Origin of the sequence: Planococcus donghaensis MPA1U2, assembly GCF_000189395.1 — a bacterium.
Taxonomy (GTDB): domain Bacteria; phylum Bacillota; class Bacilli; order Bacillales_A; family Planococcaceae; genus Planococcus; species Planococcus donghaensis_B.
Window position 1 is genome coordinate 152,978 of sequence record NZ_AEPB01000027.1, and the last position, 12,097, is coordinate 165,074.

Annotated in this window: 16 protein-coding genes; 9 read left to right on the forward strand and 7 right to left on the reverse strand. The window is 41.9% G+C overall.

Annotated elements, in window-relative coordinates; genetic code table 11:
• The first annotated feature begins 21 nt into the window (after nucleotides 1-21).
• Complete coding sequence (locus tag GPDM_RS07825; protein ID WP_008430436.1) at nucleotides 22-960, forward strand: L-threonine 3-dehydrogenase; 939 nt, start codon at nucleotides 22-24, stop codon at nucleotides 958-960.
• Between the two features lie 59 nt (nucleotides 961-1,019).
• On the opposite strand, the gene GPDM_RS07830 is transcribed toward GPDM_RS07825, so the two are convergent.
• The 5 genes from GPDM_RS07830 to GPDM_RS07850 all read right to left on the reverse strand — a co-directional run bounded on the left by GPDM_RS07830 (nucleotide 1,020) and on the right by GPDM_RS07850 (nucleotide 4,882).
• Nucleotides 1,020-2,372, reverse strand: a complete 1,353-nt coding sequence (locus tag GPDM_RS07830) for a YjiH family protein (RefSeq protein WP_008430437.1) — start codon at nucleotides 2,370-2,372, stop codon at nucleotides 1,020-1,022.
• Nucleotides 2,373-2,525: 153 nt separating this feature from the next.
• Nucleotides 2,526-3,215 (reverse strand): bacillithiol biosynthesis deacetylase BshB2, encoded by a 690-nt coding sequence (bshB2, locus tag GPDM_RS07835; RefSeq protein WP_008430438.1) that lies wholly within the window; start codon nucleotides 3,213-3,215, stop codon nucleotides 2,526-2,528.
• Between the two features lie 15 nt (nucleotides 3,216-3,230).
• On the reverse strand, nucleotides 3,231-3,581 hold the full coding sequence (locus GPDM_RS07840; RefSeq protein WP_008430439.1) for a YojF family protein: 351 nt from the start codon (nucleotides 3,579-3,581) through the stop codon (nucleotides 3,231-3,233).
• Nucleotides 3,582-3,734: 153 nt separating this feature from the next.
• Nucleotides 3,735-4,568: a bifunctional hydroxymethylpyrimidine kinase/phosphomethylpyrimidine kinase gene (gene thiD / locus GPDM_RS07845; RefSeq protein ID WP_008430441.1), complete on the reverse strand. Its 834-nt coding sequence runs from the start codon at nucleotides 4,566-4,568 to the stop codon at nucleotides 3,735-3,737.
• A gap of 59 nt (nucleotides 4,569-4,627) precedes the next feature.
• On the reverse strand, nucleotides 4,628-4,882 hold the full coding sequence (locus GPDM_RS07850) for a hypothetical protein (protein ID WP_008430442.1): 255 nt from the start codon (nucleotides 4,880-4,882) through the stop codon (nucleotides 4,628-4,630).
• Between the two features lie 70 nt (nucleotides 4,883-4,952).
• Here GPDM_RS07850 and GPDM_RS07855 point away from each other — a divergent pair, with 70 nt between their 5' ends.
• The 4 genes from GPDM_RS07855 to GPDM_RS07870 are packed head-to-tail and all read left to right on the forward strand — an operon-like array spanning nucleotide 4,953 to nucleotide 7,089.
• A complete protein-coding gene (locus tag GPDM_RS07855) occupies nucleotides 4,953-5,672 on the forward strand; it encodes a DUF4230 domain-containing protein (RefSeq protein ID WP_008430444.1) in 720 nt (239 codons plus the stop codon).
• 5 nt (nucleotides 5,673-5,677) lie between these two features.
• Entirely contained in the window at nucleotides 5,678-6,352 is a 675-nt protein-coding gene (locus GPDM_RS07860) for a uracil-DNA glycosylase (protein ID WP_008430446.1), read from the forward strand.
• 60 nt (nucleotides 6,353-6,412) lie between these two features.
• Nucleotides 6,413-6,691, forward strand: a complete 279-nt coding sequence (locus GPDM_RS07865) for a YwdI family protein (RefSeq protein ID WP_008430448.1) — start codon at nucleotides 6,413-6,415, stop codon at nucleotides 6,689-6,691.
• A 20-nt stretch (nucleotides 6,692-6,711) separates the two neighbouring features.
• Complete coding sequence (locus GPDM_RS07870; protein ID WP_008430449.1) at nucleotides 6,712-7,089, forward strand: DUF423 domain-containing protein; 378 nt, start codon at nucleotides 6,712-6,714, stop codon at nucleotides 7,087-7,089.
• A 344-nt stretch (nucleotides 7,090-7,433) separates the two neighbouring features.
• Here the strand turns inward: GPDM_RS07870 and hemQ are convergent, their stop codons facing one another.
• Complete coding sequence (hemQ, locus tag GPDM_RS07875; RefSeq protein ID WP_008430450.1) at nucleotides 7,434-8,183, reverse strand: hydrogen peroxide-dependent heme synthase; 750 nt, start codon at nucleotides 8,181-8,183, stop codon at nucleotides 7,434-7,436.
• Between the two features lie 175 nt (nucleotides 8,184-8,358).
• On the opposite strand from hemQ, the gene lipL reads away from it, so the two are divergent.
• From lipL to GPDM_RS07890, 3 genes are read left to right on the forward strand one after another with little or no spacing between them, the layout of a single operon-like run.
• Nucleotides 8,359-9,180 carry an octanoyl-[GcvH]:protein N-octanoyltransferase gene (lipL, locus tag GPDM_RS07880; protein WP_008430451.1) on the forward strand — a complete coding sequence of 274 codons (822 nt, stop codon included), beginning with the start codon at nucleotides 8,359-8,361 and terminating at the stop codon, nucleotides 9,178-9,180.
• Between the two features lie 53 nt (nucleotides 9,181-9,233).
• Entirely contained in the window at nucleotides 9,234-10,538 is a 1,305-nt protein-coding gene (locus tag GPDM_RS07885; protein WP_008430452.1) for an HD domain-containing protein, read from the forward strand.
• Nucleotides 10,539-11,033, forward strand: a complete 495-nt coding sequence (locus GPDM_RS07890) for a YwgA family protein (protein ID WP_008430454.1) — start codon at nucleotides 10,539-10,541, stop codon at nucleotides 11,031-11,033.
• Nucleotides 11,034-11,096: 63 nt separating this feature from the next.
• On the opposite strand, the gene GPDM_RS07895 is transcribed toward GPDM_RS07890, so the two are convergent.
• Nucleotides 11,097-11,282: a 2-hydroxymuconate tautomerase gene (locus tag GPDM_RS07895; protein WP_008430456.1), complete on the reverse strand. Its 186-nt coding sequence runs from the start codon at nucleotides 11,280-11,282 to the stop codon at nucleotides 11,097-11,099.
• Nucleotides 11,283-11,344: 62 nt separating this feature from the next.
• Between GPDM_RS07895 and GPDM_RS07900 the strand changes: the two genes are divergently transcribed.
• A complete protein-coding gene (locus GPDM_RS07900; RefSeq protein WP_008430458.1) occupies nucleotides 11,345-11,860 on the forward strand; it encodes a YwhD family protein in 516 nt (171 codons plus the stop codon).
• Nucleotides 11,861-12,097 lie beyond the last annotated feature (237 nt).

Sequence of the window (12,097 nt, forward strand, 5' to 3'; positions counted from 1 at the left end):
TGTGGAAAAGGAGTGTTGAAAATGGAACGAATTATGGTTACAGGTGCTTTAGGACAAATAGGGTCGGAGCTTGTCGGGAAATTGCGCAGCATATACGGCAACGCAAACGTATTGGCAACGGATATTCGTCAATCTGATGATCAATCAGGACCTTTTGAAATTTTAGATGTTACGGACGCGCAGAGAATGCATGATTTAGCAGAAGACTTCGAAGCGGATACGATGATTCATATGGCCGCATTATTATCGGCAACTGCTGAAGAAAAACCTTTGCTTGCTTGGAATCTAAATATGGGTGGTCTTGTAAATGCGCTAGAAGCATCTCGTAAACTTGGTATGCAATTTTTCACGCCTAGTTCTATTGGAGCGTTTGGTCCTTCAACACCTAAAAAAGACACGCCACAAGATACGTTACAGCGTCCGACAACGATGTATGGCGTCAATAAAGTTGCTGGAGAATTATTGTGTGATTATTACTACACCAAATTTGGTGTCGACACACGCGGCGTTCGTTTCCCAGGATTGATTTCAAACGTAGCACAACCAGGTGGAGGCACAACTGATTATGCAGTCGATATTTATTACCAAGCAATTGAAAAAGGCAGCTACACGTCTTATATTGCAGAAGGTACAGCTATGGATATGATGTATATGCCAGATGCCTTACAAGCCATTGTTGACTTAATGGAAGCAGATTCAGATCGATTAATTCATCGTAATGCCTTTAATGTTACGGCAATGAGTTTCACCCCTGAAGAAATCGCAGCGTCTATTCAAAAGCATATTCCTGAATTTAAAATGTCTTATGCGGTTGATCCGGTGAGACAGGAAATTGCGAATAGCTGGCCAGATAGTATTGATGCATCTGCTGCTAAAGCGGAGTGGGGCTTTAAAACTTCATACGACTTAGATGCAATGACTTTCGATATGCTCGAAAAATTAAAAAAAAGCTTCAACTAGTGTAACAAAACCTAATTAAAAAATGCCCTCCGCAATATGCGGAGGGCATTTTGTGTAAATTAGAATAATAAATGTGCAACGCCGACAACAATCGGTAACGCAATTACTGTACGAAGGATGAAGATAATAACTAAATCTAAAATGTTTACAGGGATTTTAGATCCAAGCAATAATCCACCGACTTCAGACATGTAAATCAATTGTGTAACAGACATCGTCGCAACGACAAAACGTGTCAGCTCAGACTCAATGCCTGCGCCAAGAATAGCGGGTAAGAACATATCCGCAAAACCAACGACCATCAATTCAGCCGCTGCAGCCGCTTCAGGAACCCCTAGTAAGTTTAAGTAAGGAACAAACGGCATACCAAGTACAGTAAATACGGAAGTGTACTCGGCAAGAATCAATGCGATTGTACCAAATGCCATAACAACTGGTGCAACCCCGATCCACATATCTAAAACGTTTTTAAAACCGTCTTTAAAGAAACCGCTGAGTGAGCGGTTGTCATCAGCTTTTGACAACGCTTTTTCAAGTCCGTGAGTCGCAACGTTATAGCCTTTTGGAACATCTTCTGTTTGAGATTCCTGTGGCGTGCCATCCATGAAAGTAGTTGGCTTGTTTGTTAAAGGATAAATACGTGGCATGATTAATGCCAGGATAACGCCTGCTAAAATAACAGTTGCGTAATACGGAAGGAAGTATGTTCCAAGACCGATTTCTTGAATAACAACAATCGCAAATGTGATTGAAACAACTGAGAAAGTAGTTCCAATAATGGCTGCTTCACGTTGCGTGTACTTATTGGCTTCGTATTGTTTACTTGTAAGTAGTACACCAATTGTGCCATCTCCAACCCACGAAGCAAGAGCATCAATAGATGAACGGCCAGGCAGACGGAAAAGTGGACGCATAATTTTGACCATCATCGTACCAAAAAACTCAAGTAATCCAAAGTTCATTAGTAGCGGAAGGAAAAGTCCGGCAAAAAAGAAAATGGTGAAAAGGAAAGATAGCAATCCGCTTCCTGAAAGAAGAAGGCCACCAGTATATTCGTTCCATACAGGCTCTGGACCGATTTGGAATAAGACCATAATCGAGAAAATCGCACCAAGAACGCGGACGAAAGTCCAGAAAAGATTGACGTTAAAGAGCTTGTCAAAAAATGAAACATATTCGGTTTCGTTAACTTTTTTCGTGACAAAGAACAATGAACCTAGTGCGGCCACGATTAAAATGCCCATCACAATCCATGGTACGATGGATTCGATAGCTCCGGCCATGAGGTTAGCGAGTACTGCAATCGTTACCAACCAACCGTCTTCAGTTGGGATTGGTACCAAGAACAATAGGATTCCGAGTAAAGAAGGAATCAAGAACAATAACCATGTTGAAGTTGAATACTTTTTCATAACTAATTCCCCTTTTCTCTATGCATGATTACACGCGATAATAACTGATTATACAGCGCTTTTCCCCGTGAAAACGCTTTATCGCCAATGTTTATATTATCTGAAAACGACAATAAAAAACACCCCCAACTTAAAAAAAGTTGAGGGGTCATTTTAAAAGGACTTTTCAAAATCTTCGTCCCAGCGATAATTATAAAAACGTTCTTGCATTAACCAGTTTTCGGTTTCAGTGTCACCTTGTTGAAGTTTATGTTCCATTTCTTCAAGCATCCAGGCAGTTTGAGAAATGTGAGCTTTCATCGAATTCATTTTTTGTGTGCGAACGTCACTAATATTGTAAACAACATCGGGGTTGCCGAGTTTTTCAAGTGTGTCGTTAGCAAAAGCCACCCCATGAAGAGTTGGACGATCTTTCATACGACGCACTGCGCGAACAACTGCACGAGCAGTCGCCTCGTGATCAGGGTGAACGGCAAAGCCAGGATAGAACGTAATGATTTTCGACGGGTTTAATTCTTCGATTAAATCCGTCATCATACGGACCATTTTTTCATCGTCTTCAAATTCAATTGTTTTATCACGTAATCCCATCATCCGTAGATCTGTCAATCCCATTGCTTCTGCAGAAGCTAGAAGTTCTTTTTTTCGTACTGCGGGTAAGGACTCTCTTGTAGCGAATGGCGGATTACCAAGGTTACGTCCCATTTCTCCGAGTGTTAAACATGCGTAGGTTACGGGAGTGCCTTGTTGAATATGTGTGGTAATTGTTCCGGAAACCCCAAACGCTTCATCGTCAGGGTGAGGAAAGACGACCAGCACATGACGTTCTTGTTGAATTGTCATTATCATTTTCCTCCTTTAATAACTAAACGGTGTTTCGCTAATTTCGAGCGCAACCGCCAGTTTTCCAGTTCCGTCGTGACCAGCTAGCAATAGCCGACCTTGATCATCTAATTCGTAGTGGGTAATGCCTTGCGCATACACCCAACCATGTGGCAATTTCAATCCAACACGATGCGGGCTATCCCCAACCACTTTTCCAAGTTCGTAATTTATCACAACGTTGCGGATAAATGCACCGGCGTTGAAAAAACCTTCGTTAAAATGTGATGCATAAGAGCCATTTGTCGTTTCCAAATGAAGGTAAACATCTTTGCCTGCAAATGCATCCAGTTGGACTTGTAATTTTTTCACTTCAACTAATTCCATGATGTTCCTCCTATAAAATCGGTATTCTATCAGTATAAGGAAATGCGCGAGAGAATGCGATTAGGTTGCTCTAATGATTAACTGCTCTAGTAAATTCCCATAAAAAAACGGCCACAGGAGGGACTGAAATGGTTTCCTGTAGCCGTTTATATTTTATAGTTTAGTAACTTCAACTTCAGCTTTAGTAAACTTCGATGCGGCACCATGCATAACTGGACCTACATACTCATTTAATTTCCAGCCGTGTTGAATTGCTGTTGCAACAAAAGTTTTCGCATTCAGTACAGCGTCTTTTACAGATTGACCATTTGCCAAGTTGGCAGTGATCGCAGCAGCGAACGTACAGCCTGCCCCGTGATTATAAGTTGTATCGGTTTTATCTGAAGTTAACAAATAATGTGCTTCTCCGTCGAACAGTAAATCAGCAGCTTTCTCGTGCTTTAACTGCTTGCCGCCTTTGATGACAACAAACTCTACACCGTGTGCATGAATTTTTTCAGCAGCCGCTTGCATATCTTCAACTGTTTGCAATGCGCCTTGACCAGATAATTGACCTGCTTCGACTAAGTTTGGTGTAACGACTTTCGCATTTGGCAATAAATGCTTGATCATTGCATCAACATTTTCAGGGAATAACACTTCGTTTTCACCTTTACATGCCATAACCGGATCGATGACAACATCTTTAATGCCAGAGTCAGCAATTGCTTTGCCGGCCATTTCGATAATATCGACAGTTGGCAACATGCCTGTTTTCAAAGCGTCAATGCCTGTCGAAAAGGCTGTTTTTAACTGAGCATCTAATGTGTCTAGTGCAATCGGGTGAATGCCATGGCTCCAGCCGTTTTCAGGATCCATCGTAACAATTACCGTTAACGCGTTCATGCCATAAGTTCCGTGTTCTTGGAACGTTTTTAAGTCTGCTTGTATACCTGCACCGCCAGAAGTATCTGATCCAGCGATCGTTAATGTTTTTTTAAGTGTCATTTGGGTTAGCTCCTCTAATGAGATTGTCTTTGCAACTATTTTAACAAATATTCGAGCATTTACAACGGATTGTGCTTATTCGGTACGAGCAGTAAAAAAGTCGTCGCAATGCAAATAAGCAAAAAAGCAGTCGCAAAAATTCCCATTAACAGAAAGCCGCTTTTGAAAAGGCCAATCGTAATAAGTAATGTTAGAATGGAAACAACTGCAATAACAAGGCCGAGACAGCCGAGTCCTGCGCGTTTTGCGCTTTCTGGAGCTGTTGTGCCTTTTGTTTTTGAAACACTAGTAATCTTTCCACGCCAATCGGCCATCATCATCGCTCCTTTAGGCAATCGTACCATGAAGCCGAGCTGAATAAAATATAGGAAAGTAGGGGGAACAATGGCGAAAGATCCAAAGTTGACAGAGATCGAACGTTTATTAGCAGAAATGAAAGAACAAGGAGAACCAAAAGAGTCCGGTTTCTGGAAAAGCGTTAAATTATTGATGGGAGTATGGCGGAATACCTTTTTAGTTTTAATTGCCGTTTTATTGCTCCTACTAGTAGCTTTACCACTCGGCACTTTTTGGATGATTCAAGGCAGTACAGCTACTGAAAGCAAAGGCGTTTTCTTAGAGCAAATTCAAGAACTCAATGAACTGTCGACAGCTGAGGCATTTTCCAAAGTGATTATTGAACGCGAAGACAATGCATTATTTGGAAAAGAAATTGGACTTGATTTGCCGGGCACGAAACGCCAATTATTGGTGGTCATTCCAGGATCGGTTCGTGCAGGGATTGATTTTTCTAAAGTGTCTGAAGGCGATATTGTGGTAGATGAGGAAGCCAAAACAGCAACATTAACATTGCCGCCAGCGGAATTTTTAGGAGGTCCGGAATTGTTTATGGACCAAGTAGAAGTGTATTCCTATGAAGGTTTGTTCCGTAGCGGAACGGACATTTCTGAAGCATTTGATTTAGCTGATGAAGCGAAGAAAATGATGCTTGAAGAAACAGAAGGTCAAGGGGTGCTTCAAACTGCAGAAACCAATGCGGTACGTTCTGTTCAGGAAATGTTTGGCTTAGTTGACTACGATGTAACTGTGAAATTTAAGGAGTGAGCGAGTTGAGTAAACGAATTTTCCATAACGACTGGCAAGACGTGCTAGGTGAAGAATTCGATAAACCATATTACGCGAAGTTGCGCGAGTTTCTGAAAAAAGAATACGCAGAACAAACGATTTATCCCGCAATGGAAAACATTTGGTCGGCTTTTGAACACACTGCCTATCGCGATGTAAAAGTCGTAATGCTTGGTCAAGACCCGTATCATGGTCCGGACCAAGCGCATGGTCTGAGTTTTTCTGTTTTACCAGGAGTAAAGCATCCACCAAGTTTACGGAATTTATTGAAAGAATTACAAGAAGATATCGGTTGCGCCCAACCAAAAGACGGCCGATTAACCAAATGGGCAGATCAAGGCGTGTTAATGATGAACACCGTTTTGACAGTGAGAGCGGGCGAAGCGCATTCTCATCGTGATAAAGGGTGGGAAACACTGACAGATGAAGTGATTCGCAAATTGTCTGAGCGCGACGAGCCCATCATTTTCGTGTTATGGGGCAAGCCGGCGCAAACAAAAAAACGATTAATTGATGTGGAGAAACACGATGTACTTGAAGCACCTCACCCAAGTCCGCTCAGTGCCCATCGTGGATTTTTTGGCAGTCGTCCGTATTCAAAAGTGAACAGTCTGTTACAAAGCCGGGGGCACGCGCCAATCGATTTCTGTTTGGACTGACCTATAGAAGAGTGGCATGTTAAAATAAAATCAAATCAAAAACGGAGAGGGGGCTGTATCATGGCCATCGACACTATGCGAATTTTAAATGAAATTGACAAACACACAACACGTGCTCGTAGCGGCGATGTGGCAAAAGCTCGTGATTCGGTTGCTGCCATTCGTGCACTGTGCGATTTGTTGTTAGAAGACGACCAACCAATGAGCGACATCCAAGCACCACGTGCCGTGCCGCTTTCTTCCCCTCAGCCGCAACCACAAACACAGACACAGACACTGTCTGCTGGTAACAAGCTGAAAGAAGAAGACGCAAACGGTGATTCGCTGTTTGAATTTTAAATGGAAAGAGGAAGTCGACTATGAAGTTTTTCTTAATTGCTGGAGCGGTTAATGCTCTATTATCTGTCGCATTTGGCGCATTCGGTGCACATCTATTAGAAGGCCGCGTGGCAGACAAGTATTTAGATACATGGCAAACCGCTGTACAATATCAAATGTTCCACTCGATTGGATTGATAGTCGTTGCAATCTTAATGAGCTCATCACTACTCGGTTCGCTTGGTTCATTAAACTGGGCAGGTTATTTGATGCTTGCTGGAATCATCATTTTCTCGGGTAGCTTGTATGTATTAAGCTTAACGGGGATTAGCATTCTTGGTGCGATTACACCAATTGGCGGCGTCGCGTTTATCGCTGCATGGGTAATGATCGTAATTGCGGCAGTTAAAGCATTGTAAATAGGTAAAAGGAGAGGCAATCCGCTTTATGCGGATTGCCTCTTTTTAGCGTTTGGACAGTAAATGGTGTGATTTGGACAGTATTCTATGTGATTCCGACAGTATTTGTTGTAAATTGGACAGTATTTTATTCAAATCGGACAGTATATCCAAATAACTGGAAACTCACACTGTGAGGCTGCGGAAATGCTCTTATTTCTGACTTGGACAGTATTTTTCAGGTTTGGACAGTATTCCATCTAATTTGGACAGTATTTCATCATATCTCGACAGTATATCCAAAAAAAGGAAGAACCAACCCGGAAATCAAACAAAAAAGCCGCCCAGAAGGCGACTCTAATCATTTAAACTTCTAAAAATTTAACCGTACGTTCAGCATCTAGGCGTGTGCCTACATAGAATGAACCAAATTCTGCATAACGCGCGCTCACTTCATCAAAACGCATTTCGTAAATCAATTTTTTAAATTGAAGAACGTCGTCTGCGAACAATGTAACGCCCCATTCGTAATCGTCAAAGCCAACAGATCCAGAAATAATCTGTTTTACTTTGCCAGCATAGCCACGGCCGATTTTACCGTGAGATAGCATCAATTCTTTGCGCTTCTCCATTGGCAACATGTACCAGTTGTCATCACCATCGCGACGCTTGTCCATTGGATAAAAGCAAATATACTGAGAACGTTGAAGTTCTGGGTATAGACGCGAACGAACATGCGGGTTTTGGTAAGGATCTTCATCCGATTTCCCAGCAAGGTAGTTGGAAAGTTCAACCACTGAAACGTATGAGTACGTAGGAACCGTATAAGCGATCAATGTTAGCTTGTTGTATTCTGTTTCAAGCTCATTTAATTCGTCCATTGTTTCACGCAACATCATTAGCATCAAGTCGGCTTTTTGGCCAACAATTGAATACAATGCATGTGCGCCGGTTTTATTTTCATCGGCTTGGTTGATTTTGTCCATAAATGCTTGGAATTCGTCGATCGCGAATTGGCGCTCTTCGTCCGTTAGCATTTTCCACGAAACCCAGTCCATTGAGCGGAAATCATGGAGAACGTACCAGCCGTCTAATGTAATTGCTGCTTCATTCATTATTCAAACACTCCTTTTAATATAAATCTCTCATTTTTCAGTTTAGCACAACAAGCATCGAACTTCCTTTAAAACTAACGCCTGTCACGAATTCGACATAGCGCACACGGCTTTTCAGCGCATGATGAAAAGGGTAAACTGAAGATAAGGAATTGTAGAAAGAGGAGAAGTGGGCATGCCGTTATTTTTTGAAGAAACAGCTTGGCGTTTTTGGGATCAGTCGCTAAGCGCGAAAAGTCGCTCTGCGCTTGAATCATTTGCCGCAGACGACACATTGTGCGAATTGGTAGGGTCAGGAAAAAGCGCACCAACCATTCGAACATGGGTACATGACGATACAGTAGTGTTAGGAATCCAAGATCATCGCTTGCCGCATATTGAAAAGGGTATGGATGTGTTGAAAGACCATGGTTTCACACCAATTGTTCGAAATTCTGGAGGATTAGCAGTTGTACTCGATGCCGGTGTTTTAAACATCTCGCTCGTTCTGTCGGAAAAAGACAACGCCATCGATATCTCAGCGGGCTATGACTTAATGCTTGAGTTGGTGCGCGAACTTTTCCCGGAAGCTACTATAGAAGCGTATGAAATTGTCGGTTCGTATTGCCCCGGTTCTTATGACCTCAGCATTAACGGTCAGAAATTCGCAGGTATTTCACAGCGCCGAATTCGCCGCGGTATCGCCGTGCAAGTGTATTTATGTGTCGAAGGCAGTGGAGCAGAACGCGCTGAAATTATTCGAGACTTTTACAATGCGGGATTACAAAACGAAGAAACCAAATTCGCTTACCCAGAAATAAAACCTGAAACGATGGCATCGCTCAGTGAGTTATTGGGAAGAAAAATTACAGTTCAAGAAGTAGTAATCGATCTTCATGATTTAATGGGGGGACCGGCACCCATGTCGTTGCAGCCCGAGGAGACAGAGTTATACGGATTTTATTTAAATCGTGTTGTCGAACGCAACCAAAAAATGCTCGAACGTTCCCTTGAATAGAAGCGAGACCCTAGTGTAGAATAGCTGGTACATGAAAAAACGGAGGTGCGCAAGTGAGCTACGCAACACAAAAATTAGCTGAAGAAAAAGTTTTTAAAGATCCGGTTCACCGATATATCCATGTGCGCGACCAAGTGATTTGGGATTTGATCAATTCGCGTGAAGTTCAGCGTTTGCGCAGAATTAAGCAATTGGGCACCTCTTATTTAGTATTCCACGGCGCGGAACATAGCCGGTTTAATCACTCACTTGGTGTGTACGAAATTGTACGCCGCATTTCGGATGATATTTTTCATGGTCGTCCGGAATGGGATGAAAGCGAACGTCTTGTCGTATTATGTGCAGCACTTTTGCATGATTTAGGACATGGGCCTTTCTCGCACTCATTTGAAAAAGTTTTTGCACTGGACCACGAAGAATACACGCGGAAAATTTTACTTGGAGATACGGAAGTTAATGAAATTCTTCAAAAAGTGTCTACAGATTTTCCAACAAAAGTGGCAGAAGTGATTGCGAAAACCTATTCAAACAAACAAGTCGTTTCTTTGATTTCCAGTCAAATAGATGCGGATCGCATGGATTACCTTCAGCGAGATGCTTATTATACAGGGGTTTCTTATGGTCATTTTGATATGGAGCGAATTCTTCGCGTAATGCGCCCACTAGATGACCAAGTTGTTATCAAGTCGAGCGGGATGCATGCGGTAGAAGATTACATCATGAGCCGCTACCAAATGTATTGGCAAGTGTATTTTCATCCGGTTGCTCGTAGCGCAGAAGTTATTTTGCGGAAAATTCTTCAACGGGCAAAAGAGTTAAGTGCAAGTGGTTATAAATTTGAACAACCGCCAACACATTTCTTGTCATTTTTTGACCAGAGCTTTTCGTTGAAAGAGTATTTGGCATTGGACGAAGGCGTTTTAATGACATACTTTCAATTGTGGATGACTGAACGTGATCCGATTTTAGCGGATCTTTGCGACCGTTTTGTGAATCGACGCTTGTTCCAGTATGTCGATTTTGACCCAGGAAAAGATTACAAAAAGCTTGGTGAATTGGCGGAACTGTTTCGGTCTGCCGGCATTGACCCGGAATATTATTTGATCGATGACTCTACGTCTGACTTGCCATATGATTTTTACCGACCAGGAGAAGAAGAAGAGCGTTTGCCAATTCATTTATTGATGCCAAATGGTGATATTAAAGAATTATCACGGTTGTCTCAAATTGTGGATGCCATTTCGGGGAAACGTAGAACAGATTATAAATTGTATTTTCCAGCTGAGTTATTAATTGATGGCAAGAAAACAGCAATCAAGCAGCAGATTTTGGAAATGCTTCGAGAAGGAGGGGTATAGTTGCTCCAGGGACACGCAAAAATCGTGGACTTTATTGCCGCAGCGGAAGGTGTAACCGGCCGCAAAAAATTGCAGAAAATGATTTACATAATGAAGAAACTAGACATCCCTTTTCAGGAAAAGTATGAGTTTCATATTTATGGACCGTATTCAGAAGAACTAACTGCTCGTGTAGAAGAATTATGCGACATGGGGTTTTTGTCAGAAACATTAGAAGACAAAGGTTCTTATGTTCAATATAAATATAGCGTAACGGAAGAAGGCCAAGAATTCCGTAAAGTTTTGGGAGAATCGATTTTGGATAACCCTCTCACTGCAGGGAAATTAAATGCTAAAAGCGGTCGGTTTTTGGAATTGACCGCGACACTACTTTATTTTGATCACCTAAATCATCAAGATCAAATCGATAAGCTGCATGTAGTTAAAGGGAAATTAAACTTTACTGCAGAAGAAATCGATGAAGCTTTTGCTTTTATTGAAGAATTGAGCTCATAAAAAAAACTCCCATTATGGGAGTTTTTCGGGTATTTAATGAGTAAAAAGCACTTTCACTTTTCTTTATTGATCGCTAAAGAGTTTGCCTTTTGTGCCGTAATTGCTTTTTTTCATGTCTTCGATAAAGACAGTGACGTTCTCGATTGGCGCGCCGGTTGTTTCAGAAACAGCTTCAGATACCTTTTCAACTAGTGCGCGTTTTTGATCTTCTGTGCGACCTTCGAGCATTTTTACAGTGACGTATGGCATAATGGATGCAGCTCCTTTTTCTTAAGAATACTATCATCATAGCAGAACGGAGGATTCAGACAATGGCGAATGAAGAAAAACCAAAACAAAAAGTAGGATTTACCATTATAAAAAACGATCCGACGGACGGTCATAAAGGATACGGCATCGGGTCTCTATCTTTGGAAAACGTTTCTCCATTATTTATTGATGTGGAAGAGCAAGAAGCTTTTATCGATATCGGCGCCATGCATGCCCGCAGTGAAGTTGAACGGGGCATCAAATTTACAACAAACCGCGAAGATTCAGAAGACGGCAAAGATTATTGGCTTGTATGGATTACGATTGATTTTAATCCTATAGGGCCTTATTATGCAGGAGTTGCAGCGTGTGAAATGGTCGTGAACCGCGAAAAACGCAGAGGCTACAAAATTTTGGCCGATCATGTTAACCGCATGGACAAGTCGATGAAACGCAAAATTCTTGTTGATCAAATGGATGAGCCATCAAAACGCGTGCTGGCCGACTATTTGGAATCGCATAATGCAGAAATGTGGAACAACAGCTCAGAGCAACTTCATCAAGACCTAGGTAGATGATAAGTAAAGATACATTTCTAATAAAAAATTGCTTTTTGAACAGAATGTGACATTTCAAATTGCGTCTACCGGATGGTTGAAGTTGTCTATAAAAGGCAGTACACTAGAACTACAGCTTTTCAATAGAAAGCTAGGACACCTGATAGCGAGCAAGTGCCGTGAGCCATTGCGATAAAACCCAAGCCCAATGCCTCATGTCTCTTTCTCCGCACCATCAGGATATAAAAAGGTTNTTGT

Bases quoted from the DNA above. Each gene is read 5' to 3' on its own strand.
- lipL (WP_008430451.1), top strand. From the start codon at position 8,359: ATGCCGTTATTTTTTGAAGAAACAGCTTGGCGTTTTTGGGATCAGTCG.
- GPDM_RS07830 (WP_008430437.1), bottom strand. From the start codon at position 2,372: ATGAAAAAGTATTCAACTTCAACATGGTTATTGTTCTTGATTCCTTCT.
- bshB2 (WP_008430438.1), bottom strand. From the start codon at position 3,215: ATGACAATTCAACAAGAACGTCATGTGCTGGTCGTCTTTCCTCACCCT.
- GPDM_RS07870 (WP_008430449.1), top strand. From the start codon at position 6,712: ATGAAGTTTTTCTTAATTGCTGGAGCGGTTAATGCTCTATTATCTGTC.
- hemQ (WP_008430450.1), bottom strand. From the start codon at position 8,183: ATGAATGAAGCAGCAATTACATTAGACGGCTGGTACGTTCTCCATGAT.
- GPDM_RS07895 (WP_008430456.1), bottom strand. From the start codon at position 11,282: ATGCCATACGTCACTGTAAAAATGCTCGAAGGTCGCACAGAAGATCAA.
- GPDM_RS07825 (WP_008430436.1), top strand. From the start codon at position 22: ATGGAACGAATTATGGTTACAGGTGCTTTAGGACAAATAGGGTCGGAG.
- GPDM_RS07850 (WP_008430442.1), bottom strand. From the start codon at position 4,882: ATGGCCGATTGGCGTGGAAAGATTACTAGTGTTTCAAAAACAAAAGGC.
- thiD (WP_008430441.1), bottom strand. From the start codon at position 4,568: ATGACACTTAAAAAAACATTAACGATCGCTGGATCAGATACTTCTGGC.
- GPDM_RS07840 (WP_008430439.1), bottom strand. From the start codon at position 3,581: ATGGAATTAGTTGAAGTGAAAAAATTACAAGTCCAACTGGATGCATTT.
- GPDM_RS07855 (WP_008430444.1), top strand. From the start codon at position 4,953: ATGGCGAAAGATCCAAAGTTGACAGAGATCGAACGTTTATTAGCAGAA.
- GPDM_RS07900 (WP_008430458.1), top strand. From the start codon at position 11,345: ATGGCGAATGAAGAAAAACCAAAACAAAAAGTAGGATTTACCATTATA.
- GPDM_RS07865 (WP_008430448.1), top strand. From the start codon at position 6,413: ATGGCCATCGACACTATGCGAATTTTAAATGAAATTGACAAACACACA.